This window comes from Thauera sp. 27 (assembly GCF_000310125.2).
Taxonomy (GTDB): Bacteria; Pseudomonadota; Gammaproteobacteria; order Burkholderiales; family Rhodocyclaceae; genus Thauera; species Thauera mechernichensis.
Genome location: NZ_AMXB01000039.1, coordinates 20,079 through 44,496, shown reverse-complemented (window position 1 = coordinate 44,496; position 24,418 = coordinate 20,079). Strand labels below are relative to the sequence as shown.

Annotated in this window: 18 protein-coding genes and 1 tRNA gene; 10 read left to right on the top strand and 9 right to left on the bottom strand. The window is 65.4% G+C overall.

Features of this window, described 5'->3' with window-relative positions:
- Positions 1 to 174: 174 nt before the first annotated feature.
- Complete coding sequence (locus B447_RS17860) at positions 175 to 624, bottom strand: MaoC family dehydratase (RefSeq protein WP_002927682.1); 450 nt, start codon at positions 622 to 624, stop codon at positions 175 to 177.
- 257 nt (positions 625 to 881) lie between these two features.
- Between B447_RS17860 and B447_RS17855 the strand changes: the two genes are divergently transcribed.
- The 6 genes from B447_RS17855 (at position 882) to B447_RS17830 (ending at position 10,437) form a co-directional block, all read left to right on the top strand.
- Positions 882 to 2,264, top strand: coding sequence for a TIGR03013 family XrtA/PEP-CTERM system glycosyltransferase (locus B447_RS17855; protein WP_002927680.1), 1,383 nt, complete (start codon positions 882 to 884; stop codon positions 2,262 to 2,264).
- Positions 2,265 to 2,310: 46 nt separating this feature from the next.
- Positions 2,311 to 4,353, top strand: coding sequence for an XrtA/PEP-CTERM system histidine kinase PrsK (prsK, locus tag B447_RS17850; RefSeq protein WP_002943716.1), 2,043 nt, complete (start codon positions 2,311 to 2,313; stop codon positions 4,351 to 4,353).
- Positions 4,354 to 4,386: 33 nt separating this feature from the next.
- On the top strand, positions 4,387 to 5,751 hold the full coding sequence (prsR, locus tag B447_RS17845; RefSeq protein WP_002927670.1) for a PEP-CTERM-box response regulator transcription factor: 1,365 nt from the start codon (positions 4,387 to 4,389) through the stop codon (positions 5,749 to 5,751).
- Positions 5,748 to 8,552, top strand: coding sequence for an XrtA/PEP-CTERM system TPR-repeat protein PrsT (gene prsT, locus B447_RS17840; protein ID WP_002943713.1), 2,805 nt, complete (start codon positions 5,748 to 5,750; stop codon positions 8,550 to 8,552). The genes prsR and prsT overlap by 4 nt, the downstream gene beginning before the upstream one ends.
- Positions 8,553 to 8,728: 176 nt before the next feature.
- Positions 8,729 to 9,631: a transglycosylase SLT domain-containing protein gene (locus B447_RS17835; RefSeq protein WP_002927668.1), complete on the top strand. Its 903-nt coding sequence runs from the start codon at positions 8,729 to 8,731 to the stop codon at positions 9,629 to 9,631.
- Complete coding sequence (locus B447_RS17830) at positions 9,628 to 10,437, top strand: S1 family peptidase (protein ID WP_002943710.1); 810 nt, start codon at positions 9,628 to 9,630, stop codon at positions 10,435 to 10,437. Before B447_RS17835 ends, B447_RS17830 begins: the two co-directional genes overlap by 4 nt.
- 15 nt (positions 10,438 to 10,452) lie before the next feature.
- Here the strand turns inward: B447_RS17830 and B447_RS17825 are convergent, their stop codons facing one another.
- From B447_RS17825 to B447_RS17815, 3 genes are all read right to left on the bottom strand, one after another.
- Entirely contained in the window at positions 10,453 to 11,112 is a 660-nt protein-coding gene (locus tag B447_RS17825) for an HAD family hydrolase (protein WP_002943707.1), read from the bottom strand.
- Between the two features lie 72 nt (positions 11,113 to 11,184).
- Positions 11,185 to 11,259, bottom strand: a tRNA-Arg gene (locus B447_RS17820).
- A 17-nt stretch (positions 11,260 to 11,276) separates the two neighbouring features.
- Positions 11,277 to 13,304 carry a site-specific recombinase gene (locus B447_RS17815; RefSeq protein WP_002943704.1) on the bottom strand — a complete coding sequence of 676 codons (2,028 nt, stop codon included), beginning with the start codon at positions 13,302 to 13,304 and terminating at the stop codon, positions 11,277 to 11,279.
- 187 nt (positions 13,305 to 13,491) lie between these two features.
- On the opposite strand from B447_RS17815, the gene B447_RS17810 reads away from it, so the two are divergent.
- Entirely contained in the window at positions 13,492 to 15,417 is a 1,926-nt protein-coding gene (locus B447_RS17810) for an ATP-binding cassette domain-containing protein (RefSeq protein ID WP_002943702.1), read from the top strand.
- Between the two features lie 42 nt (positions 15,418 to 15,459).
- Here the strand turns inward: B447_RS17810 and B447_RS17805 are convergent, their stop codons facing one another.
- The 3 genes from B447_RS17805 to B447_RS17795 form a co-directional block, all read right to left on the bottom strand.
- Positions 15,460 to 16,362: a hypothetical protein gene (locus B447_RS17805; protein WP_002943700.1), complete on the bottom strand. Its 903-nt coding sequence runs from the start codon at positions 16,360 to 16,362 to the stop codon at positions 15,460 to 15,462.
- A 64-nt stretch (positions 16,363 to 16,426) separates the two neighbouring features.
- The gene (locus B447_RS17800; protein ID WP_002927652.1) at positions 16,427 to 17,002 is read right to left on the bottom strand and encodes a LemA family protein; all 576 of its coding nucleotides are present in this window, start codon (positions 17,000 to 17,002) and stop codon (positions 16,427 to 16,429) included.
- 106 nt (positions 17,003 to 17,108) lie between these two features.
- The gene (locus B447_RS17795; protein ID WP_002943697.1) at positions 17,109 to 17,978 is read right to left on the bottom strand and encodes an HDOD domain-containing protein; all 870 of its coding nucleotides are present in this window, start codon (positions 17,976 to 17,978) and stop codon (positions 17,109 to 17,111) included.
- Between the two features lie 173 nt (positions 17,979 to 18,151).
- Between B447_RS17795 and B447_RS17790 the strand changes: the two genes are divergently transcribed.
- From B447_RS17790 to B447_RS17780, 3 genes are all read left to right on the top strand, one after another.
- On the top strand, positions 18,152 to 19,147 hold the full coding sequence (locus tag B447_RS17790; RefSeq protein WP_002943695.1) for an oxidoreductase: 996 nt from the start codon (positions 18,152 to 18,154) through the stop codon (positions 19,145 to 19,147).
- Positions 19,148 to 19,173: 26 nt separating this feature from the next.
- Positions 19,174 to 20,373 carry a GGDEF domain-containing response regulator gene (locus tag B447_RS17785; protein ID WP_002927646.1) on the top strand — a complete coding sequence of 400 codons (1,200 nt, stop codon included), beginning with the start codon at positions 19,174 to 19,176 and terminating at the stop codon, positions 20,371 to 20,373.
- A gap of 97 nt (positions 20,374 to 20,470) precedes the next feature.
- Positions 20,471 to 22,363, top strand: coding sequence for a propionate--CoA ligase (locus tag B447_RS17780; protein WP_002943693.1), 1,893 nt, complete (start codon positions 20,471 to 20,473; stop codon positions 22,361 to 22,363).
- 62 nt (positions 22,364 to 22,425) lie between these two features.
- On the opposite strand, the gene B447_RS17775 is transcribed toward B447_RS17780, so the two are convergent.
- Positions 22,426 to 23,199: a PEP-CTERM/exosortase system-associated acyltransferase gene (locus tag B447_RS17775; RefSeq protein WP_002943692.1), complete on the bottom strand. Its 774-nt coding sequence runs from the start codon at positions 23,197 to 23,199 to the stop codon at positions 22,426 to 22,428.
- A 2-nt stretch (positions 23,200 to 23,201) separates the two neighbouring features.
- Positions 23,202 to 24,416, bottom strand: coding sequence for an ABC transporter permease (locus B447_RS17770; protein ID WP_002927630.1), 1,215 nt, complete (start codon positions 24,414 to 24,416; stop codon positions 23,202 to 23,204).
- Positions 24,417 to 24,418 lie beyond the last annotated feature (2 nt).

Sequence of the window (24,418 nt, the reverse complement as noted above, 5' to 3'; positions counted from 1 at the left end):
TCCGCCCTCGTGAAAGTAGGTCATCGTCAGACTAACCCACAAAACAAAGCCCTGCTCTCAAAAGAAAGCAGGGCTTTGTTACGTCAACGCGTCGAAAAAACATGAACGCCGCCCACAACGCACTCGAAAACGCGGCAAGGCTGACGTTCGGTCGGGCGCGTAGTGGGGGATGAGTCAGTCGCGTGCTGGTACGAGCAGCTCGGCTTCGCCGTCGAGAACGACTGCCCCTCGCACAGTGCAAACCGTCGAGAAAACGGCGCGGCGTTTTTCGACTTTCAGCTCCTTCACCGTAACACGCGCAACGACCGTATCACCGACCTTGACCGGTGCCTTGAACTTGAGGTTCTGGGAAAGGTAGATGCAGCCGGGACCGGGCAGGCGGGTTCCGAAGACGGCGGAGATCAAGCCTGCGGAGAGCATGCCGTGCGCGATACGTCCGCCAAACATCGTGCTGGCAGCGAACTCTTCGTCCAGGTGTACTGGGTTGGTGTCACCCGAAACGCCAGCGAACAGCAGGATGTCCGCTTCGCTGACGGTGCGTGAGACTGCGGCGTTCATGCCAACGGTGAGGTCTTCGAATCGATATCCATAAACTTCAGCGAAATCGCGGGCCGTGCTGCTCATGCTTTTCTCCTGGGGTGGGTGAGGGGTCTAGCCTCGGAAAGCTACCGTCTCCACATGCTAAAATCAATGCTCGCGGGATGTGTCGATCTGCGGTTTTGCTCGAATCTGTTGTTTCGACTGATTTTTTAACTTCGACTCTTGGTCGATGAGCGTGATCGATTTAATAGGCGTGCATGGGTCGATCAGCTATCTTGGTGGCGACCTGGCAGACCGGAAGGTCTAGCCGACGAACACGACCACGGACGCAGAGGTTCTCCATGCTGAAGATCTTCAGCCATTACCTACCAACGCATACGCTGCATCAGGTCTTGTTCGATGCTGCGCTGTTGTTCATCGTGGTGCTGGGGGCTGTTGCCTTCCAGGCTGCGCCCGGCGCCCTTGACTGGGCGGCGTGGGTGCCTGCCGCGCTGGTGTTCGCGGCATCCATGATCGGTCTCAATGCCGCGATGGGCTTGTACCGGCCTGTGTATCAGCGTTGCCGCAGGCAGGCGTTTGCGCGCGTGGCACTCTCCCTCGTCGTCAGTGTGCCGGTGGCGTACGTGACGTTTGGCCTGATGCCCTGGCCGGAGATCGCGCCGCACCCGATGCAGGTGAGCATCCTTGTCTTGTTGTGCTCGCTGCTGATGCTCAGGGTGGTGGTCAATCAGCGCCAGGCTGCAGGTTTCTTCGTGCCCCGTGTCCTGATCGTGGGGACCGGACGGGATGCCCTAGCTGTGTACAGGGATCTGACGCGGCCTTTGCAGCGCAGCGTGGATGTCGTGGGGTTCCTTCCTGTGGGTGGGCAGGAGCGTGTCGAGGTCGAGCCACGTCAGGTTTTGCCTCCGGGTAGCCTGCTTGACGTTGCTGGCAAGCTCCGTGTAGACGAGGTGATCGTCGCTGTGCGCGAGCGGCGAGGTGGGGTTCTATCCCTGCGCGAACTGCTCGATTGCAAGCTTGGTGGTATCCGGATCCTGGATCTGTCCACTTTCTTCGAGCGCTCGCTCGGTCAGATTCGGCTGGATTCGCTGCGTGCGAGTTGGCTGATCTACGGTGATGGCTTTCGTCAGGGGTGGGCGCGGACCTTCATCAAGCGGGTGTTCGACCTTGTGGTTGGTTCGCTTCTCCTGATTCTGGCCCTGCCAGTGATGATCATCACTGCGATATTGATCCTGCTTGAGGATGGTGCGCCAGTGTTCTATGGCCAGGAGCGCGTGGGGCTGGGCGGAAAGCCATTCCGTGTGATCAAGTTCCGTAGCATGCGCCGCGATGCGGAGCGTGATGGCAAGCCTCGTTGGGCGAGTTCGAACGATGATCGCGTGACCCGCGTGGGTCGGGTGATCCGCAAGCTTCGCATCGACGAGTTGCCGCAGCTCTTCAATGTGCTTGTCGGTGACATGAGTCTGGTGGGGCCGCGCCCCGAGCGTCCCTACTTCGTTGATCAGCTTACTCAGCAGATTCCGTTCTACGCGGTTCGGCATTGCGTCAAGCCGGGCGTGACCGGTTGGGCGCAGGTGCGCTATCAGTATGGTGCGTCCGTTGATGACTCGGCCGAAAAGCTGCAGTACGACCTGTACTACGTGAAGAATCACACGCTCATCCTCGACACCTTGGTGTTGTTCGAGACCGTGCGCGTCGTGCTGACGGGCGAGGGTGCGCACTGAGTGCAGCCGTTCAGCGCCGGCCCGGGGCAGGTGAGGAGGCCTGATCTTGGGTGAGATCGCGACGTGGGGCTACGGAATTGCCGGTGCCGCCTATCTGCTTTTCGCGCTGTATATCTTCGTCGCTTGGCGGGGAGGGTTGCCTGGCGGTGTATTGCTCGCCGCGGTCGTGCTGTCCAGTGCTTGGGCGATCGCGTCGTCGTTCAATGTTGCCGGCGAGGGCGTGGCGGGCTTGCTCGCGGCTGCATTGCTCGACGTGCTGCGTGGTGGTGCCTGGTTTGCATTCCTGATCATTCTTTCCCTGCCATTGTGGGGGCGGCGTCTGCGCTGGCCGGCGCTGCTCGCGCTTGCCGTGCTGCTGGCCCAGTTCGCCGCGCTCGCGACCGAGGCTGTGGTCGATCGCGCAGCGTTGCCCGTACAGCCGGCCTTGGTGGCCTGGCTCGCGCACGCGGTTATTGGTCTAATGCTGGTCGAGCAGCTGTACCGGGGGCTTCCGGCCAACTCGCGGTGGGGTATCAAGCCGCTTTGTCTGGCATTGGCGGCAGGGTACATCTTTGACCTTTATCTTTTCGCCGACGCGTTCCTGTTCTCGCGAATCGATTTCGACGTCTGGGCGGTTCGCGGTCTCGTACATGCCTTGCTCATTCCGCTGATCGTGCTTGCGGGTATCCGCAGTCCGTCGTGGACGCTCAGGATGTCCGTTTCGCGCGAGGTGGTCTTCCACTCGACAGCGCTGGCTGGAGCCGGGGTCTATCTGCTGGTCATCGCGGGGGCAGCGTACTACGTGCGCTACTTCGGCGGTGATTGGGGCCGGGCGCTGCAGATGACCCTGCTGTTCGCCGGCATGGTCCTGCTTGGCGCTCTGTTGTTCTCGGGCAGCTTGCGAGCACGCTTGCGCGTCCTGATCAGCAAGCACCTGTTCTCGTACCGCTACGACTACCGCAATGAGTGGCTGCGTTTCACCCAGGCGCTGTCATCGAGCGACTCGGGGCTCGACCTTGGACAATCGGTGGTCAAGGCGCTGTGTGACCTCGTCGAGAGTCCGGGAGGGGGGCTTTGGTTGCGCGACGCGTTTGGCAACTTTGCAATGCATTCGCGCCTCAATCAGCCCGCGTCCGACTGGGTCGAGGCGCAGGATTCCGTTTTTGTCCGCTTCCTGGATGAGCGCGAATGGGTCATCAACCTGGCGGAGTTCCGTGCGCGGCCGGGGCACTACGAGGGCCTGGTGCTGCCCTCTGGCTTGTCCGATCTTGGTGACGCGTGGCTGGTGATTCCCCTCAAGGCTTCGGACAAGCTCATCGGCTTCGTCGTGCTTGGCTCGCCGCGCACGCCGTTCGAGATCGACTGGGAGGTGCTGGACCTGCTGAAGACCGCACAGCGACAAGCTGCGGGCTATCTCGAGCGGATGCTCGCCGCCGAGGCGCTACTGGAGGCGCGCAAGTTCGATTCCTTCAATCGCATGTCGGCCTTTGTCGTGCACGATCTGAAGAACCTCGTTGCGCAGCTCTCGCTGATGTTGCGCAACGCCGAGCGGCATCGAGACAACCCGGAGTTCCAGCAGGACATGCTCGAAACCGTTGCCCATGTTGAGGCGCGCATGCGCGGGCTGATGACACAACTCCAGGAGAAGCGCTCGATCGATCCCCCGCGGCCAGTCGAGCTTGTCACGCTCCTCGAGGCGGTCTGTCATTCGAGGCGGGCACTGCGGCCAGCGGTCGAACTGCGGCTCGAAGCGGCAGCGCCGCTCGAGGTCAACGCGCATCCGCAGCGGCTGGAGCGAATCATTGGGCATGTCGTGCAAAATGCACTGGATGCCACGGATGAGGATGGTAAGGTGGCCGTGACCGTAACCGAGGCCGGCGATGCGCTGCAGGTTGTGGTAGAGGACAGCGGTTGTGGCATGACCGCGGACTTTCTTCGCGAGCGATTGTCGCGACCCTTTCAGACGACCAAGACGAGCGGCATGGGGATCGGTGTGTTCGAGACACGCCAGTATCTCGGTGAGATTGGTGGTCAAGTCCGTTTCGATAGCGAAGTGGGCAAGGGGACGCGTGTGACGATAACCCTGCCGCGCAATCAGCGCGGCCAGTGATCCCGGTATCGGGGGCAGGAGTAACGGAATCCCATGTCAGACAAGCAGCGAACGCTTTTGATCGTCGAGGACGACCCGGCGCTGCAGAAACAGATGCGCTGGGCGCTCGACGCTTGTGACACGGTTGTGGCCGGTGATCGTGAGAGTGCGATTGCGCAACTGCGCAAGCATGAGCCTGCGGTCGTCACGATGGACCTTGGCCTGCCGCCCGCGCCCGATGATGTCACTGAAGGCTTCAGGCTGTTGCGAGAGATCCTCACGCTTGCGCCCGATACCAAAGTCATCGTGCTCACCGGCCAGCATGACCGTGAGAATGCGGTGAAGGCGGTAGGAATGGGGGCCTACGATTTCTTTGCGAAGCCCTTCGAGCCCGAACTGCTGATCCTCACCATCGATCGCGCTTTCCGCATGCACGACCTGCAGATGGAAAATGCGCGCCTGTCTGCGCTGCAGGCGGGGCCCCTGTCCGGTCTGCTTACGCGCGACCCGGCGATGCTCAAGATCTGCCGAACGATCGAGAAGCTGGCCTCGGCCTCGGTGACGGTGGCCCTGCTTGGAGAAAGCGGGACGGGCAAGGAGATCCTTGCGCGCGGCCTGCATGCACTGTCGCCGCGCGCCAACGAGCGTTTCGTGGCGATCAACTGTGCCGCCATCCCCGACGCTCTGCTCGAGAGCGAGCTTTTCGGTTACGAGAAGGGGGCCTTCACCGGTGCGGTCAAGCAGACCCAGGGCAAGATCGAGACCGCTCACCGTGGCACGCTCTTCCTCGACGAGATCGGCGATCTGCCGCTTCCTCTGCAGGCCAAGCTGCTGCGCTTCCTGCAGGAGCGCTGCATCGAGCGCATCGGTGGGCGCGAGGAGATACCGGTCGACGTGCGCATCGTATGTGCAACGCACCGTGACCTGAAGGCGCAGATCCACGCCGGTGTATTCCGCGAGGATCTCTACTACAGGTTGGCCGAGATCGTCGTGGAGATTCCCGCGTTGCGTGAGCGCGAGGGTGACGCGACCTTGCTTGCGCACGCATTCGCGCAACGTTTTGCGCGTGATAATGCACGGCGTTCGCTCGTACTTGCCGATGATGCGTTGTCGGCGATCGAGGCGCATCGCTGGCCCGGCAACGTGCGCGAGCTCGAGAACTGCATGAAGCGCGCCGTCATCATGGCCGAGGGCGACTGCATCACCGCAGCCGACCTCGGACTGCAGACGCCCGACGATAGTCTCGAGCACCTCAACCTGCGCCAGGTTCGCGATGAGGCCGAGCGCGGTGCCGTGCTCAAGGTGATGGCACGTACGAACGGCAATGTTGCCCGCGCAGCCGAGATACTCGGCGTGAGCCGGCCCTCGCTCTATGATCTGCTGGGCCGCTTCGGCCTCAAGAAGGAGAATGGTTCGTGAGTCAAGAAAACCACTCGATGCCTCGTAGCAGCTGGTCCCGTGCTGCGGGTGGGCTGGCGGTGACCGCGCTGGTGTCCGCCCTGTTGACGGGCTGCGGCGCTAGTACCGAGGAGATGCTCGGGTCGGCCAAGGACTACATCGCAAAGAACGACCTCACCGCGGCCAGCATCCAGCTCAAGAATGCGCTGCAGGAAGATGGCAGCCTGACCGAGGCGCGTTTCCTGCTGGGCAAGATCAATCTCCAGCAGGGCGAGATTCCAGGTGCCGTCAAGGAGTTGCGCCGTGCCAGCGAGCTGGGGCATGCGCGCGAGGAGGTCATTCCGCTATTGCTTCAGGCGATGGTCCGCGCCGGCGAGTTCGACGCGGTGCTCAAGGAGTTCGAAGGCACCCGCCTGCCCGACGCAAGAGCGCAGGCTGTAGTGTTTGGCGCGCTTGGCGACGCCCACTTTGGCAAGGGTGATGTCGACAAGGCGCTCAAGGCCTACCGCGATGCGATCGCGGCCGATCCGGCCCAGGCCGATGCCCGCGTCGGGCTGGCTCGTGCCCTGTTGGTAAAGGGCGAACTCGATGCTGCGGAGGCTCAGGCCAGGGATGCGATCGCCCGTGCCGAGGCGCATGCAGAGGCACATGCAGTGCTGAGCGACATTCTCGTCAGCAAGGGAGACCTTGATGCGGCGGTGCAGGCGCTGCAGGCTGCACTCAAGGCCTCGCCCGGGACCGTCCACTATCACTTCAATCACGTCTCTCTGCTGATGCGCAAGGGACAGTTCGAAGAAGCCGAGCGGGCACTGGCCGCCATGCAATCGGTTGCGGCTGCCCATCCGACCACGCGCTACCTGCGTGCCTTCATGGATTACCGCGCCGAGCGCCTGAGCGAAGCGCGCGATGGCCTGATGCAGGTCCTCAAGCAGGCGCCGAACTATCTTCCCGCTGAGCTCCTCGCCGGCACGGTGATGGTGCGCATGAACGAGCATGTGCTCGGGCGCACGCATCTCGGGCGAGTGCTGGAGCGCGCGCCCGGGCAGTTGATGGCGAGGCAGATGCTCATCGCGTCGCATCTCGCCACCGGCGACGCGACGCGCGCGCTCGAATTGCTCCAGCCCATGCTGCAGATGCCCGATCCGAGCCCCCGCGTACTGGCGCTGGCCGGGCAGGTGTTCATTGCCAACAACGACTACCAGCGTGCCGAGGAGTATTTCGCCAAGGCGGCCGAGGCTGCCCCGGAGGATGCCCGCGCGCGCTTGCGCCTGGGGGTGGCACGCATGGCCAGCGGCGATGCCGATGCCGCGTTTGCCGACCTGGAGTCCGCCGCACAGATGGATCAGGCCGCGATTCAGGCCGACCTTGCCCTTGTCGTGGCGCATCTGCGCAGGGGGGAGGCGGACAAGGCCCTCGAGGCGCAGCTGCAACTCGAGCAGAAGCAGCCCGACAACCCGCTGGTGCACAACCTGCGCGGTGGCCTGATGCTCGCGAAGCGCGACGTTCCCGCGGCACGTGCCGCGTTCGAAAAGGCGCTCGCGCTGCAGCCGGGTTATCTTGCCGCAGCGGTCAACCTTGCGCGTCTGGATCTCGCAGAGCGTCAGCCGGAGGGCGCTTTGGCACGGATCAGGGCGGTCATCCAGCGCGATCCGCGAAACGTGGAAGCACACCTTGCCTTGGCCGAACTGCAGCGCGCCACCGGCGCAGCTGCTGCGGAAGTACTTGCCACCCTGGAGCGCGCCGACGGTGCCGCACCGGGCGGTGTAGCGGCCAATCTCGCCCTGGTGTCACATCACCTGCAGCAGCGCGAATTCCCGCGTGCGCTGCAGGTTGCGCAGAAGCTGGCCGCCGCGCACCCTGACGAGGTGCGTGCGGTCGAAGCCCTTGCCCGGGCGCAGGTCGCTGCGGGTGACAGCCAGCAGGGTATCTCCTCGCTCAACCGGCTAGCGGGTCTGATGCCGCGTTCGCCGCAGCCGCACTTGTTCCTTGCCGAGGTCTACACCATGCTGGGCGACAAGACGGCGGCGGAGCAGTCGTTGCGCCGCGCACTCTCCATCGCGCCCGCCGCGGTTGACATCCAGCAGCGTCTGATCGCCGCTGTGATGGCGCGCGGCGACGCCGCTGAGGCGCTGCGTATTGCCCGTGACATCCAGGCTGGTCAGCCCGATGCACCCATCGGGTACTTCTTCGAAGCCGAAATCCATGGTGTCGGGCGCGACTGGAAGGCCGCGGAGGCCGCTTTCCGCAAGGCGCTGGAGCGCAACGGCGGCGCCCAGGTGGTCAGCAGGCTACATACCGTGTTGTTGCTTGCCGAGCGCAAGGCCGAGGCTGACCGCCTGGCGGCAGACTGGTTGCAGAAGAACCCCACCGACATCGCCGTGCGCGGATACCTTGCCGAGCGGGCGCTCGTCGATGGCAGGCATCGTGACGCCCACGACCTCTTCGCGCGCATGCACGAGATGGCGCCGCAGAACGCGCTCATCCTCAACAACCTCGCGTGGACTGCCAGCCAGGTCAAGGATCCGAAGGCGTTCGAGTACGCCGAGCAGGCTTTGCGCCTGGCGCCGGACAACCCTGCGATCATCGACACCGTGGGCATGATCCAGGTCGAGCGCGGAGACTTCGATGCCGGGGTGACCAATCTCGAGCGCGCGGTGAAGCTGGGGCCGGATCTGCTGCCGCTGCATCTCAACCTTGCCCGCGCCTACGTCAAGGCCGGGCGTGCGAATGATGCGCGCAGCCAGCTCGATGCCCTCCTGCCACGCCTCAAGGATGGGACGCCGATTCACGCTGAGGCCAGCGAGCTGCGGAAGTCGCTGTGAGCGCAGGTACGGGGTTGTGGGCGCGGCGAGCGTGCGCTTCGCCAGACGTGCGTATCCGGCTGGCGTCGATGACAGAGATCTGCCATACATGAATCATGGTCGATAGCGCATTCGGTCTCACACGCAGGTCCTCCACATGCCGCAGTGACGGTGAGTGGCGCGCACGCCTGCACCGTATGCTTGTGGGGGTTTGCCTCGCCGGTGTCGGTACGGCGCCTGTTGGCGCGGTGAGCAGCGATGTCGTCGCGGCGGCGTTCGCGCAGCAGGCGCGCTACCTCGCCGAGGAGGCGCTGGGTTACGAGCATGGCGAGGGCGTGCCCCGCGATCAGGTCTATGCAGCGCGGCTGTACTGCGAGTCGGCTCGACTCGGTGATGCCGAAGGTATGTACGCCCTTGGCTGGATGTACGCCAACGGGCGCGGCGTGGAGCGCAACGACGCCTATGCGAGCACCCTGTTCGCAATGGCTGCCAAGCTCGGACATGCGCACGCCGAGCGCATGTTGCGCTTCACCGGTGAGGCGGCGGGCGATGTGCCGAGCTGCCTGCATACGCCGGCCGAGATCATGCCGCCGCGCTGGCCGGTCGAGGCGCTCGTGGCGCGCCTGCCTGCGGAGCGGCAGGAGGTTGCCCGCCTGCTCATTACACTGGCGCCCAGCTACGGCATTCAGCCGCAACTGGCGCTTGCGATCGCGCTCACCGAGTCGGCACTGAACCCGCAAGCCCTGTCACCCAAGAACGCCATGGGGGTCATGCAACTCATCCCGGAGACGGCAGCGCGCTTCAAGGTCACCAAGCCCTATGATCCCGAGCAGAACATTCGCGGGGGACTTGCCTACCTGCGCTGGTTGCTCGCCTACTTCGAGGGCGATGTTGCACTGGCTGCGGCCGGCTACAACGCGGGCGAGGGAGCGGTGGACCGTTTTCGCGGCGTGCCGCCGTACCGGGAAACGCAGGCCTATGTCGAGCGTATCCTGCGCCATGTCGGGCAGGGGCGGCATCCGTACGACAGTCGCGTGGTTGCGCCCAGTCCGCGCCTCAAGACCCTGCGCCTGGCGAGCCAGGAGGATCACGACTCATGAGCGCGCGCCGCCCGTCACCGCGGTACGATCCGACCCGTCGCCGCCTGCTGGCGGCCGCGCTAGCCCTGCCTGGGGCGCTGTTCCTGCCGACGGGCGCACGTGCCGATCTCGTCGCCACGGTGCCGCGTATCAAGCCCTCGATCGTGGCGGTGGGCACCTACCAGCGTACCCGCAGCCCGGCTTTCCAGTTTCGCGGCACGGGTTTCGTCGTTGGCGATGGGCAGCTCGTCGCCACCAATGCGCACGTCCTGCCCGAGCGTCTCGATACGGCCAACATGGAGGCCCTCGTCATCGTGCTGCCGGGGGACGGGCAGACCGGCACCGTGCGCACGGCCAGCGTCGCCGCGACCGATCGCGGTCGTGACCTTGCCGTACTCAAGCTCGGCGCAGGGCCGGCCTTACCCGCTCTGCGCCTGGCTGCCAGTGGCGGCGTACGCGAAGGGCAGGAAATCGCCTTTACCGGCTTTCCGATCGGCAACGTGCTCGGCATGACGCCGGTCACGCACCGTGGCATCGTCTCCGCGATCACGCCGATCGGCATTCCGCAGGCCAATGCCCGCGACCTCAATCCCGCCCTGGTTCGCCGCCTGGCAAACGACGTCTTTCGTGTCTACCAGCTCGACGCCACCGCCTATCCAGGCAACAGCGGCAGCCCCCTGTACGATCCGGCAAGCGGCGCCGTGCTGGGCGTGCTCAACATGGTGTTCGTCAAGGGTACGAAGGAGAGCGTGTTGTCCGACCCCTCGGGCATCAGTTACGCGATTCCCGTCGAGCATCTGCACCGCCTGCTCGGCGAGGTGAGGTAGGCGGAAGCCTGGCGTTCAGGCCGGTGCGAGGATGTCCTCGGCCAGCGCCGCAGGGGTGGACACTGCACGCCAGTGCGGCGCCATCTCGCCGGCCTCCAGGCTGCCGTAGCCCCAGGTGGCGGCCAGGAAGGGCAGGCCATTGGCGTCTGCAGACTCGCCGTCCTCGCTGCGGTCGCCCACGTAGACCGCCTGGTCGCGGGGAATCGCACGGTCCTGCATCAGGCGCGCGATCATGGCGGCCTTGTTTGGCAGGCGTGGCTCGAATGCGTCCAGGGCATACACGGCAGCGAAATGACGGCTCCAGCCCAGGTGGTCGAGAATCAGCCGTGTCGGGTGCAGGCGCTTGTTGGTGGCGATCGACAGCGTACAGCCTGCCGCCGTCAGGCGCTCGAGCATTTCCGTCACCCCGCCGTAGGCCGCCGTCTGGCGGTATCCCGTGTTGTCGTAGCTGGCCTTGAAGTGCCCGGCGAGGGTGTCGAGCAGTGCGCTGTCCTTGCTGCCCGTCAGCATCTGCAGGGTCTCGAGCAGCGGCGGACCGACGATGCCGGCGTCGATCGGCATCACGGGCTCGCAAGCCGCAGCCACAAACGCTTCGCGGTAGCTGGCGAGGATGGCAGGGGCTGAATCGATCAGGGTGCCGTCGAGGTCGAACAGCACGTGCGGGTAACGGAGCATGCAGGCCGGGGACCAATGTGCCGCGCACGGCGTGCCGCAGCCGTGCAGCGCGGAGGGGTTGAATTGTCGAATTGGTCCCGTCACCAGGAATCGAACCTGGATCTGGCGCTTAGGAGGCGCCCGTTCTATCCATTGAACTATGACGAGGACTCAGGGCGCGCATTCTAGCCGTTTGGTGGCGCCTGACCAAGTGCGGCGTCGCCCGGGCGCGGGGGGAGCAGGAAGGCGCGCGGCGCACGCAGCAGGCGGCGAAGCAACAGGCCGCCGAGGCTGCGGCCTTGCTCGAAGGTGATGCGGCGCGCGCGCATCGCCACGCTCAGCGTCAGCGTGAAGCTGACCAGCAGATTCACCAGCCCGATCAGGAGTACGCCCGAGAATGCGATGGCCACCGTGGTCAGCGGCACGGCGAAATCGAGTGCGACCGATGCATAGCCCAGATAGGCCGATGAGAAGGCGATGTGGCGGATGTCGATGGGCAGGCCGAAAAGCACGCCGATGGCGGTCGCACCGCCGAGCAGAAAGCCGAAGAAGACGTTGCCGGCCAGCGCGCCAAGGTTGTTCTCGATATAGCTCACGAGTCGTTCGGCACGCGCTGCACCCAGCAGTCGCTTGGGCCAGCGCAACTGGCGCAGGCGTTGCGGTACTCGGTTGTAGGCCGACAGGTTGTCGTAGAAGGCGGCGATCAGCCCCGACATGAACAGGCATACCCCGGCAATGGCCGCAAAGAACAGCGCTCCGCCACGCGGATCGATCTCGTCGAGCAGGTGGTGGGCTTTCTCGGGCGACACGAAGTGGCTGCCAGTGGCGAAGTGGATGATCAGGCCCACCACCAGCGCGATCGGGATGGCCACGCCGATGTTGCCCGCGATCGCTGCGGCCTGGCTGCGGATGGTGCGTACGATGAGGTCGGCAAGCTCCTCGAGGTCGCGCCCCTTGCCCTTGGCCTCGCCGATGGAGGCGGCAATGGCGTTGGCCGTCATTGCCGGCTGCTTGGTCGCCACCGTGCCGCCCAGCATGTGGATGAGGGCGAAGCCCAGGCCATAGTTGAGGCAGAACGACAGCAACTCGTTGAGTGGTGCCCAGCCCTGGCTGCCGAGCACGATCTTGTTGGCCGCCATGAAGGCGATGATGAGGCCACCGAGTGCAGCCGAGGCGAGCATGCCGAAGTACTCGCCGCGTGAATTGGTGATGTACTTCTCGCCCGTCTTGCTGGCGCTCTCGGTCATGCGCAGCGACAGCAGCTCGACGTTCTTGCCCCAGTAGTCGGAGAGGATGTTCTTGCGGCACTCGGCGCGTACCAGGGTCTTGAACAGGCGCACGATGCGCGGCGCGGCGTCTTCGACCACGCGCCGGGTGCGCAGCTCACCGAGCAGGGCCACCAGCTCGTTGATGCGCTCCAGGTGCTGGCGCAGGCGTTCGAGCTTGAAGGTGAGGGTAAGGCTGGTGCCGATGCGGGTGGCACGCTTGCGCACCCGCTGTAGGATCTCGTCGCACTGATGCAGCATCACCATCAGGTGCTTGTCATCGGCAATCAGTGCGCCTGGCGTCGTCCACCAGTCGCTGTAATGCTGGATGTAGCTCAGCAGTTCGGCGTTCTGGGCAAGGAAGGGCGACTCATGCTCCTCCAGGTTGGGGTCGATGCGCACCAGTTCGCGGTCCAGGCCGATCGCCGAGACATGAAAGGACAGCACCCGCAACGCCTCGAGTACCTCGCGCACGGCCTGGGGCAGGGCGTTGGCATCTTCTTCGAACATCGGCGACTGGTGGCCGACGAGCAGACCCAGGAACGCCACCCAGTCGTCGTCCGGGATGGCATTGACCCACTGCTCGTCATCCACGCGGTGAAAGATCGCCGACAGGAAATCCTTCAGGTGCGTGGTGTCCACCACCTCCGGCAGCAGCCGGTTGCCGATGCGGTGAGAGGTCTCGGAGAAGAAGCCCGTCGAAGGCAGCAGGCCCGACGAGACGTACATCGTGACCTGCTTGCGCTCGTTGAAAAGGCGCAGGCATGCGGCGCGCAGGTTTGCGAGCAGGTCCGCCCGCCGTGACAGCAGACGTTGCAGCGCGCGCAGGTTCTCGATGGCTTCGTCGGCCTGGTCGGCCCTGGCCGGACGCAACTTCCCCACCAGGCTTGCCCACAACGCGACCTGATCCTCGTCGTGGTCGCCGAAGCGTTCGAGCAATCGTTCCATATGTCTTTTCCTGATGCTGTTCCGTGTTGCCGTCGGGCGTGCCACGATGAGCTTGCCACGCCCGCGAAATTGCCGCCTTGGGCGGATTTGTGCACTGCATTATGCGGTAATCCGCCCTGAGCGCCCGCAGCCGGCTAAAATCGACGCCCCTCTCCCGAACCCGCGGCCGATTGCCGCAACCGCGCAGATGCCTCTTCTTTCAGTCGATAACGCTTGTCTCGCCTTCGGTCATGTCGACCTGCTCGATCGCGTCGGTTTCCAGCTCGATGCAGGCGAGCGTGTCGCCTTGATCGGACGCAACGGCTCGGGCAAATCCAGCTTGCTGCGGGTGCTCGCCGGCCAGGCCGCGCTCGATGATGGCACAGTCTGGCGGCAGGCCGAGATGGTCACGGCCTATGTGCCTCAAGAGCCCGACTTCGGCCTCGAGCGCGACGTCTTCGAGACCATCGCCGACGGACTCGGTGGCGCCGCGAAGCTGCTGGTCGATTATCACGCGGCCATGCTTGCTGTCGCCGAGCATGCCACGCCCGAGGCGCTGGCACGGCTCGATGCCCTGCAGCATGCGGTCGAAGCCGCCGCCGCTTGGCGCCTGAACCAGCGCGTCGAGCAGGTCGTCGCCCGCCTCGGACTCGATCCCGCGGCAAAGGTTTCCAGTCTGTCGGGGGGCGGCGTCAAGCGCGTCGCGCTGGCGCGTGCGCTGGTGGCCGAGCCCGATCTGCTGCTGCTCGATGAGCCCACCAACCACCTCGACCTCGATGGCATCCTGTGGCTCGAAGAGCTGATCCGCGACTTTCGCGGTGCGGTCATCGTCATCACCCACGATCGCGTCTTTCTCGACCACGTCGCGACCCGCATCATCGAGCTCGACCGCGGCCGTCTGGCGAGCTACCCCGGGCGCTTTTCCGACTACCAGCGCCGCAAGGCGGAGGAACTCGACGCCGAGGACAAGGCCGCGGCACGCTTCGACAAGTTCCTCGCCCAGGAAGAGGTGTGGATTCGCAAGGGCGTGGAGGCCCGCCGTACCCGCAATGAGGGCCGTGTGCGCCGCCTCGAAGCCTTGCGCCGAGCGCGCGCGGCGCGCCGCGACCGCCTGGGCAGCGTCAGCCTGGCGGTCGATACGGGAGACAAGAGCGGGCAGATGGTTGCCGAACTCACCCACGTATCCAAGCGCTATGGCGACAAGCTGGTGGTACGCGACTTCTCGACCCGCATCATGCGTGGTGACCGTATCGGCCTCATCGGCCCCAACGGTGCGGGCAAGACCACCTTGCTGAAGCTCATCCTCGGCGACGTGGAGCCCGATCAGGGCTCGGTACGCCGCGGCACCCGCCAGAGCGTGGCTTACTTCGACCAGCTGCGCGAGCAACTCGATCCCGAGCTGCCGCTCACCGAGGTCATCAGCCCGGGGTCGGACTATGTCGACATCGGGGGCGACAGGAAGCACGTCATCGGTTACCTAGGCGACTTCCTGTTCGCCCCCCAGCGAGCGCGCTCGCCGGTCAAGTCGCTCTCGGGGGGCGAACGCAACCGCCTGCTGCTGGCACGTCTGTTCGCACGCCCGGCAAACGTGCTGGTGCTGGACGAGCCGACCAACGACCTCGATATCGAGACCCTCGACCTGCTCGAGGAGCTGCTTGCCGGTTACGACGGCACGCTGTTCCTGGTCAGCCATGACCGTGCTTTCCTGGACAACGTGGTGACCCAGGTGATTGCGGCCGAAGGCGATGGGCTCTGGGGGGAGTATGCCGGCGGCTACGGCGACTGGCAGCGCGTACAGGCCATGCGTGCCGAGGTGCAGTCCGCCGCCCAGCAACAAGCTCGCCGTGCCACGGCGCCAGTCGACAAGCCGCGCGCGGCCGAAGCGAAGCCGGCCGCCAATCGCCCGACCAAGCTCTCCTTCAACGAGAAGCGCGAGCTCGACGCCTTGCCCGACCGCATCGCCGCCCTGGAGGACGAGCAGACGCGCCTGCACGCGCGCATGGCAGACCCCGCGCTGTATCAGGACGCACCGCAGGAGGTTGCGCAGGTCAAGGCGCGGCTCGAGGCGATCGAAGGCGAGATCGAGGCGGCGATGCTGCGCTGGGAGGCGCTGGAGTCGCGCGCCGCAGGTTGAGCATGCCTGGCCTGCCGTCGGCGGCCAGCTCGCGATGCGAGCTCAGAACACCCCGATCTGGGCGAACCAGGCCGTGGCTGCCGCTGCAGCAATGACCACTGCGGCATGGAAGATCGCCAGCGCGCGATACCTGCGCGCGATCCGGGCGGGGTCGTGATCGGAGATGAGGTAAAGGCGCCGGCCTGTCGGCCGACGCATCACATGGACCTCGGGCGCTGCCATCACTTCCTCGTGTAGCCTGCGTACCTCGCGTCGAGCCTGGGAACGCGCGAGCTCCCATTCGCGTACATCGATCTCGCCATTGCCATCGAGGTCGAAGCGCGCCAGCAGGCCGGGGTGGTCGGCCTTCCAGCTGGCCAGCAGCTCGCGCACCTGGGCCGAGAAATCGAAGTCGGTATTGACGCTGCCCAAGGTGGCGAAATCGCCCAGCACATAGATGCGATCGTGGCGGATCAGCGACCACTGGGTATAGCGCATGTCGCCACGGCGTACGACGTCGCAGCGTTTGACCATCATGTCCGCGCCCTCGGGGTCGACCACGCACTGCCCGCTTGCATCCTCGAGCAGGAAGGAGGCATCGCTCTCGTCGGCGGTCTCCCGTTTCCACTTGCCGTCGCGTTGGCGTTGCTCGATCAGCACGCGGTACCAGAGCACGGGCAAGCCGTTGATCGGCGAGCGCAGCGGCGTACCGTCGAGCGGCTGGCCGCGTCCTCGCAGCTCGGTGTAGCCCTGGGCCGCCGAGGCGATGCGCGAGGTCGGTGTGTCGGCGATCAGGCGTGCGTGGCGCAGCGCGCGCTTCCAGCCGATCAGTCCGGTGGCCAGCAGCACACCCAATCCGGTCACCGCACCCGGCCCTTCGCCTGCGCTGAGGGCGAGCACGACGGCGCCAAACTGCACGAAGGGCAGGATGACGTCCGTCGGTCGATGACGAAGCTGGACCAGCATCAGGCGGTCGTGGTGTTGCGGGCGGGGGGCGAAAGCCTAGCGCGCGCTGCGCGTCGGCCGCGTCTCAGGCATTGAAGAGCGCCTTGAGGTCGACGTCGGCCTTTTCCGCCGTGCTGAACTGCAGCAACGGCTGGGCAACATAGTTGAACAGGCGCGCAATGATCAGGTCCGGAAACTGCTCGATGCGTACGTTGTGCACGTTGACCGATTCGTTGTACCACTCGCGGCGGTCTGCGATGCCGTTTTCCAGCGCGGTGATGCGTGTCTGCAGCTGCATGAAGTGCTCGTTGGCCTTGAGCTCCGGATAGGCTTCGGCAACCGCGAAGATCTGCCCCAGGCCCGCGCGCAGCAGATTCTCGGCAGCGCCCAGTGCGGGCACGTCGTGGGCTTCGCGCGCCCTGGCGACACGTGCGCGCGCCTCGGTGACGCGGGCCAGCGTTTCCTGCTCGAACTGCTTGTACTGGCGGCAGACCTCCACCAGCTTCGGCAGTTCGTCGTGGCGTTGCTTGAGGAGGACGTCGATGTTCGCCCAGGCCTTGGCGATGTTGTGCTTGAGTTGTACCAGGCCGTTGTAGACCACCACGCTCCAGACCAGCGCAAGGACGATCAGGGCGAGGAAGACCGCATTGCCAATGCTCATTGGACGACTCCTGTGTTATTCGTGCCATTGTAGATCGCTGGCATGAACAATCCTGTTACACATGACACGCCTGCCGCGCAACGGCGCGGGCACGGTGGCGTATGCGTCAGGCAGGCTCCGCGGGCTCTGGAGGTAGCAGGCGTGCGCGCGCCTCCTCAGGTGCACCGAGGCGCAGGAGCAGGGGTTCGCGGCCGAGGTGCAGCAGGGCTTCGATGGCGGCCAGGTCGTCGGGCAGGGCAGGGTCGTCCCAGCCACGGGCAAGGTGCCGGGCAAGATCGGCGGCGAGCTTGATCGTGCGTACCCTGGGGTTGTCCTGCTGGCTGTCGTCGAGCAGCTGGACAAGGAGTTGCGGCAGGCGCCAGGCACGGATCAAGCCGAGCTGGATCTGTGCGGCGGTGGCGCCCAGCACATCGCGCTGGGCTTCTGCGCTACGCAGACCGCGAGATGCCACCAGCTGTTCCTGAACCCTCAGGGCGAGAGCCGGAGCGTGGATCCAGCAAACGATCTCGGTCGCTTCGTGCAGCAGGGCGGCGACGGTGATCTCCTGTACGTCGAGATCGCGGCGCTGAATGGCGAAATCGCGTGCGTAGTCGGCGACCCGGCGCGCGCGCCCGATCACCTTGAGCACTCCAACCAGGGCCTTGGGCTGGCTTGCCAGTGTTGTCTCGACAGTCGGCAGGTCGCCGAAGGTGCTGAAGAAAGGCTCGATGCCGAGCATCATCACCGCGCGTTCGATGGTGGTGATGTCGTGGTTCTGCGATTCGCGCCGGTTGCGTTCGATGTGGGTGAGCAGTCGCATCGTCAGCAGCGGGTCGGAGAGCACCACGCTGGCGAGCTGCTTGGCACCGACAGACTCCCCGCTGTCACGCAGCGCGGCAAGGTCGAGCATCGTCCGCCGCAGCACCGGCAGGGGCTGGGCCGAGAAATGATCGACATAGGCCTGCACGGATGGCAGGGCCTGTGACAGCGAAGACATGCGGACCTCTGCAGAAGGCGTGTGTTGTGCTGCATTATCGGCCTCCGGCGGGCGGAACTGAAGGGCTGCCTGAGGGCATGCGGCAGGCCAATGGCCCGCCCGTCGCTTGGAGCTATAATTACGGCGTCGAAATGGCCTCACGGCCACGCTACGAACACACAGGAGACGTCCGCATGACCCCCTTCAAGGCCTTCGTGATCGACCAGGACGAGAACCGCAAGGTTGTCAGCCGCATGGGTGCGCTTGCGCCCGAGCAGCTCGACGCTGGTGAGGTGACCATCCGCGTCCATTACTCCAGCATCAACTACAAGGATGCGCTGGCGGCTACCGGGGCGGGCAAGATCATCCGGCGCTTTCCCTGCGTGGGCGGCATCGACCTGTGCGGCGAGGTTGTGGACAGCGCCGATGCGCGCTTCAAGGCCGGTGACAAGGTCATCGCCACCAGCTTCGACATCGGTGTCGCGCATCACGGCGGCTATGCGGAATATGCGCGCGTGCCCGCGGGCTGGGTCGTGCCCCTGCCGGCAGGGCTGGACCTGTTCGAAGCCATGGCCCTTGGCACGGCGGGCTTCACCGCCGCGCTCGGCGTGGTGCGCATGGAGGACAACGGCCTCGCGCCTGCCAACGGCCCGGTCATCGTCACCGGGGCCACCGGTGGCGTCGGCGGGTTGGCGATCGACATGCTGGCCAACCTCGGGTACCACGTGGTCGCACTCACCGGCAAGGAGGCCGAGGCCGACTACCTGAAGATGCTCGGTGCGGCGGAGATCAAGCTGCGATCGGAGATCGATCTCGACAAGGTGCGCCCGCTCGAAGCCGCGCAGTGGGCGGGGGCGGTGGACAACGTCGGCGGTCCGGTGCTGCACTGGGTGCTGGCGACCATGAAGCAGGCGGGCACGGTGGCGAGCATCGGCAATGCGGCCAGCTTCAAGCTCGACACCACGGTGTTCCCTTTCATCCTGCGCGGCGTCAGCCTGCTCGGCATCGATTCGGGCTACATGGGTTTTCCGACCCGCCAGCGCGTGTGGGACCGCCTCGCAACCGACCTCAAGCCGCGTCATCTCGCGGCAGTCACACGCACGATCGACTTCGATGCCTTGCCAGCGGCTTTCGACGATTTCATCCAGGGCCGCGTCAAGGGCCGCACTGTCGTCCGCATCGGCGCCTGAGCGGGCACAGGTAAAACGGGGGCGAGGTGGTGACGAGCGAAGACGACAAGCTGCCACGCATCCTCGTGGTTGACGACTCGCGCATGGTGCGGGCGACGATCGTCAAGCTCATTCGCGGCCGCTTCGAAGTGCGCGAGGAGCCCGACGGCGAAGCCGGATGGGAGACATTGCTGGTCGATCCGGGCATCGATCTCGTGCTCACCGACATCGGAATGCCGCGCCTGGATGGCTACGGCCTGCTCGAGCGCATCCGGGCATCGAAGGTGGCGCGGGTGCGCGAGCTGCCGGTGGTCATCATTTCCGGCGACGAGGACGAATCTGCCCGTGAGCGGGCGCTCACCCTGGGTGCCAACGGCTTCGTCACCAAAGGGGCGGGCAGTGTCGAGCTCCTCGCCACCCTGACCTCGCTGGTGCGCCTGTCGAAGGCCCAGCTCGAGCTCGAACGCAGCCGTGCCGCGCTCGCCCGCCAGAGTCCGGTTGACCCGGAAACCGGGCTCGCAAGCGAGGGCTACCTGCAGCATCGTGCCAGTCAGGTGGAGGCCGAGTCGCTGCGCCGCCAGACCGACATTGCCGCTCTGGTCATCGAGCTGGACCAGTTCGACGAGCTTGTCGATCGCTACGGCGCGCACGTCGTGCAACTCATCGTGCGCAAGTTGTCGAAGATGCTCACCGGGCGCATTCGCGCCGAGGATACGCTGTCGCAGCACTCGGCCTCGCAGTTCGCACTGCTGTCGCCCGGCATCGATCGCGTTTCGAGCTGTGCCTTTGCGCTGCGCCTGCGCAGCAGCGTCGAGAAGCTGGTGATGGGCTACCGCGAGGAGCGCATCCGCATCACGCTCAGCATAGGCGTTGCCAACGCCGTGGTGGACGGGCGCAGTGCGGTCAGCGAGTTATTGGGCCTGGCGCTCGAGCGTACCGCGGCCGCGCGCGCCGCGGGGGGCAATCGCGTGGTCGCCGATGCCGGCGAGGTGGATGCCGACTCCATCGAGCGTGCGCTCGGCCGCCTCGTCAGCATCGATGGCGCGCTCAGGCAGGTGCGCGCGGGTGCGCGCGACGAGGTCGAGCGCCAGTTGCCCGAGATCATCGCGGCGCTGATGCCGCTGCTCGAATTGATAGAATCAAAGACTCACTGCGGACTGCCGCTCAGGCATCTCGATGCCCTCAAGAACAGAAGCGCAGCCGATGGTGATGATGATGACGGGGAGTCCACCCGGACCTCCATCTGAAGCAAGAGTGGTCGCAGGTTTCGCTGCGCTGTCCCGGCGCTGCGGTGCAGGCAACACGTCATTTGCAATACAGGGAAAATAGAAGGGAGAGGAAGCAATGACCGATTACCAGCAATTCCACCGCCGTTCCATCGAAGACCGCGACGGGTTCTGGGCCGAGCAGGCCCAGCTCGTGCACTGGAACAAGCCCGCCGAGCAGATCTGCGACTTTTCGAAGCCGCCTTTCGTGAAGTGGTTCAAGGGCGGTGAGACCAACCTCTGCTTCAACGCAGTGGACCGCCACGCCGCCACGCGCCCCAACGACCGCGCGCTGGTGTACATCTCGACCGAGACCAACGAAGAGAAGGTGTATTCCTTCGCCGAGCTGCAGCGCGAGGTCGAGCGCATGGCGGCGATCTACCAGGACCTCGGGGTCAAGCGCGGCGACCGCGTGCTGATCTACATGCCGATGATCGCCGAGGCGGCGTTCGCGATGCTCGCCTGCGCGCGCATCGGCGCCATCCACTCGGTGGTGTTCGGCGGTTTCGCCGCCGGCTCGCTCGCCACTCGTATCGATGACGCCAAGCCGGTGCTGATGGTCAGCTCGGACGCCGGCATGCGCAACGGCAAGCCGGTGCCTTACAAGCACCTCGTGGACGAGGCCTGCAAGCTGGCCGAATTCCCGCCGGCCAAGGTGCTGATCGTCGACCGCGGCCTGGATAAGGGCTTCCCGCGCGTCGAGGGCCGTGACGTCGATTACGCCGAACTGCGCGCCCGGCACATGGATGCCCAGGTGCCGGTCGTGTGGCTGGAATCCTCCGAGCCGAGCTACATCCTGTACACCTCCGGCACCACCGGCAAGCCCAAGGGTGTGCAGCGCGACACCGGCGGTTACCTGGTCGCGCTCGCCTCGACCATGCCGCACATCTTCACCGGCGAAGCCGGCGAGACCATGTTCGCGACCTCCGACATCGGCTGGGTGGTCGGTCACAGCTACATCATCTATGGCCCGCTCATCGGCGGCATGGCCACGATCATGTACGAAGGCACGCCGCTGCGTCCGGACGCGGGCATCTGGTGGCAGATCGTCGAGAAGTACAAGGTCAGCGTCATGTTCTCGGCGCCCACCGCGGTGCGCGTGCTCAAGAAGCAGGACCCGGCCTTCCTCAAGAAGTACGACCTGTCCTCGCTCAAGCACCTGTTCCTGGCCGGCGAGCCGCTCGACGAGACCTCGCACGAGTGGATCATGCGTGAGCTCGGCATCCCGGTCATCGACAACTACTGGCAGACCGAGACCGGCTGGCCGATGCTCGCCATCTGCCGCGGTGTGGAAGACAGCCCGATCAAGCTCGGCTCGCCCGCCTTCCCGGTGTATGGCTACGATCTGCGCATCTTCCGCGAGGATGGCAGCGAGTGCGGCGCCAACGAGAAGGGCATCGTCGGCATCGTGCCGCCGCTGCCTCCGGGCTGCCTGTCCACCGTGTGGGGCCAGGACGAACGTTTTGTGTCGACCTACTTCTCCACCTTCCAGGACCCGATCGTCTACTCTTCTTCCGACTGGGGTATTCGCGACGACAAGGGCTACTACACCATCCTCGGCCGCATGGACGACGTCATCAACGTCGCCGGCCATCGCCTCGGCACCCGCGAGATCGAGGAGGCGGTGCAGACCCACCCGGCGATCGCCGAGGTTGCCGTGGTCGGTGTGCACGACGAGCTCAAGGGCCAGATGCCGATGGCTTTCGCGGTGGTGAAGGACGCCAGCACGGTCGACACCGCCGAGAAGCGCGCTGCGCTCGAGAAGGAGGTGATGAAGAAGGTGGACGAGAGCCTCGGTGCCATCGCCCGTCCAGCCCGAGTGCACTTCATCAACGGCCTGCCCAAGACGCGCTCGGGCAAGATGCTGCGCCGCTCCATTCAGGCGCTGGCCGAAGGTCGCGACGCGGGCGACCTGACCACCATCGACGACCCGAGCACGCTCGAGCAGATCAAGGTAGCGCTGAAGGGCTGAGTTCGTTTCAGTCAGCGTTGAATGGGGCGCTTCGGCGCCCCATTTGTCTTCGTGCGGGGGGTTCAGGCCCGGGCTTGGTGCTCGCCTGATCGGGCGCGCTCGAGACCGGCATCGACTTCCTGCTGCACGACACGCCAGATCGGGCGAAGGATGAAACGCATGTTCTTGATCACGCTATTGACGTCGAGTACCGAGGGGACGCGTGCACCACGATGTTCGACCGCGTCGCCAATGCGGCGGATGTCCACGCCCAGCTTGGCGAAGTGGCTGGCCAGGCGCGGTTCGGTGAGTACGAACAAGGTGTCGATGTCGTGACGGTGCGCCAGCGCGATGGCGCTCATGTACAGGCTGATCGGGATGTAGGGGAAGCGCGGCTGTTCGCGCGAACCGAAGTCGTCGTCGTTGATCGGCGCTGCCTCGCGGTCTTCGCCGCGCCGGCGGCGATACCGCGAGCGCACGGCGAGACGGGAAACCTCGGCAATGCGGCCGCGGGGCAGGGCGGCCGGGTCGATGATGCGGCGATCGAGCACCTCCGCGCAGGTGTGCTCGAATGGCAGGGGCTTGGCGGGATCGTCCGGGTCGGTGAGCACGATGCGTACGCAGCCCACGGGTTCGTGCGGTTCGTCCCTGGTGCGCAGCAGGCAGTGAAGGCTGTGCGCGTCGTAGGTGTCGATCTCCCGCTTGTCCGGGCGCTCGGGCTCGAAGTGCAGGTCGGAGCAGTAGACCTCGTGCCGGATGCCGAACACGAGATCGCGCGTCGCCTGGTCGGTCGCCGGGATCAGCTCGAAGTACTTCTTGAAGCCGTGACCCAGGTTGAAGCGGTCAAGGAGAGACATGTTCAGTTTCCTTGTCTGAGGAGGTCGACGATCGGCGTGGCGCCGACGCGTCGTGCCGGGAAGAGTGCGGCGAGAGTGGTGGCGACCAGGCCGACGAGGCATGCGCCCAGCACGACGGAGGGCACGACGCGGATCATGGCGGTGTAGCCGACATTGGCATTCGGCGGCGGCGGCATCGGGATGCCGATTGCCGAGATGGTCACCGCCAGGAAGATGCCGATCAGCGCGCCGAGCACGGCGCCGGCCAGCCCCAGAACCGTGTTCTCCACGACCAGCAGGCGGAAGATGTCGCGCCTGCGGTTGCCGAGCGCCTGCATGGTGCCGAATTCGGCCTGGCGCTCGAATGCGGCCATATTGACGCTGTTGGCGACCGACAGCAGCACCATCACCAGGATGATGCCCTGCAGGACACCGAACTGGCGCTCGTAGAGCCCGAGCGTCTTCTCGTAGAAGTCCGACAGCATCTTCCAGTCGAAGACCTCGAACTGGGCTGGGTCGACCAGCGCGGCTACTGCCGCGTAGGCGCGTGCGGTGTCCTCGGTGCGGTGCAGGGTCGTCACCAGCATGTTGGCGCCGTCGGTGTAGAGCAGCTCGCGCGCGGCGGCGAGCGGAACGCGCACGGCGCGCGAATCGAACTCCTTCGAGAAGCTCTGGAAGATGCCGACCACCTCGAAGTCGAGCGTGTTGACCGCGCCTTCGGCCGTGTTGAGCACGAGCACGATGGAGTCGCCCACCTCCAGGCTCATGGCGTGCGCCACCCCCTGGCCGATGACTGCGCCGAACAGGTCGTCATCCCGCAGCTGGCGGCCAGCGAGGATCTCCAGCGCGGTACCCAGGCGTGCTTCCTTGTCGGGTTCGATGCCTTCGCCAACGATGCCCAGGTCTCGCCGGCCATTGTTGAGCACACCGGCAAAACTCAGCCGCATCGAGACCTCCTTGACCTCGGGCAACGCAGTGATGCGTGCGGCCAGGGCCTCGGGGTCCGGGATGAGGTAGTTCTCCGGCTGGCGGGTACCCTTCTCGCGGAAGTCCTTGCGGAACACCTGTACGTGCCCGGTCTGCGAGTGGATGATCGATTCGCCCAGCTGCACGAAGATGTCCTGCACGAAGCCGCCGGACACGATCAGGCCGGATACGCCGAAGATGATCGCGGCCAGCGTCATCGCGGTACGGATCTTCTGGCGCAGCAGGTTGCGGATGGCGAGCCGGATCAGCATGC

Bases quoted from the DNA above. Each gene is read 5' to 3' on its own strand.
- B447_RS17860 (WP_002927682.1), bottom strand. From the start codon at position 624: ATGAGCAGCACGGCCCGCGATTTCGCTGAAGTTTATGGATATCGATTC.
- B447_RS17855 (WP_002927680.1), top strand. From the start codon at position 882: ATGCTGAAGATCTTCAGCCATTACCTACCAACGCATACGCTGCATCAG.
- prsR (WP_002927670.1), top strand. From the start codon at position 4,387: ATGTCAGACAAGCAGCGAACGCTTTTGATCGTCGAGGACGACCCGGCG.
- B447_RS17835 (WP_002927668.1), top strand. From the start codon at position 8,729: ATGCTTGTGGGGGTTTGCCTCGCCGGTGTCGGTACGGCGCCTGTTGGC.
- B447_RS17830 (WP_002943710.1), top strand. From the start codon at position 9,628: ATGAGCGCGCGCCGCCCGTCACCGCGGTACGATCCGACCCGTCGCCGC.
- B447_RS17825 (WP_002943707.1), bottom strand. From the start codon at position 11,112: ATGCTCCGTTACCCGCACGTGCTGTTCGACCTCGACGGCACCCTGATC.
- B447_RS17815 (WP_002943704.1), bottom strand. From the start codon at position 13,304: ATGGAACGATTGCTCGAACGCTTCGGCGACCACGACGAGGATCAGGTC.
- B447_RS17810 (WP_002943702.1), top strand. From the start codon at position 13,492: ATGCCTCTTCTTTCAGTCGATAACGCTTGTCTCGCCTTCGGTCATGTC.
- B447_RS17805 (WP_002943700.1), bottom strand. From the start codon at position 16,362: ATGCTGGTCCAGCTTCGTCATCGACCGACGGACGTCATCCTGCCCTTC.
- B447_RS17800 (WP_002927652.1), bottom strand. From the start codon at position 17,002: ATGAGCATTGGCAATGCGGTCTTCCTCGCCCTGATCGTCCTTGCGCTG.
- B447_RS17795 (WP_002943697.1), bottom strand. From the start codon at position 17,978: ATGTCTTCGCTGTCACAGGCCCTGCCATCCGTGCAGGCCTATGTCGAT.
- B447_RS17790 (WP_002943695.1), top strand. From the start codon at position 18,152: ATGACCCCCTTCAAGGCCTTCGTGATCGACCAGGACGAGAACCGCAAG.
- B447_RS17780 (WP_002943693.1), top strand. From the start codon at position 20,471: ATGACCGATTACCAGCAATTCCACCGCCGTTCCATCGAAGACCGCGAC.
- B447_RS17775 (WP_002943692.1), bottom strand. From the start codon at position 23,199: ATGTCTCTCCTTGACCGCTTCAACCTGGGTCACGGCTTCAAGAAGTAC.
- B447_RS17770 (WP_002927630.1), bottom strand. From the start codon at position 24,416: ATGCTGATCCGGCTCGCCATCCGCAACCTGCTGCGCCAGAAGATCCGT.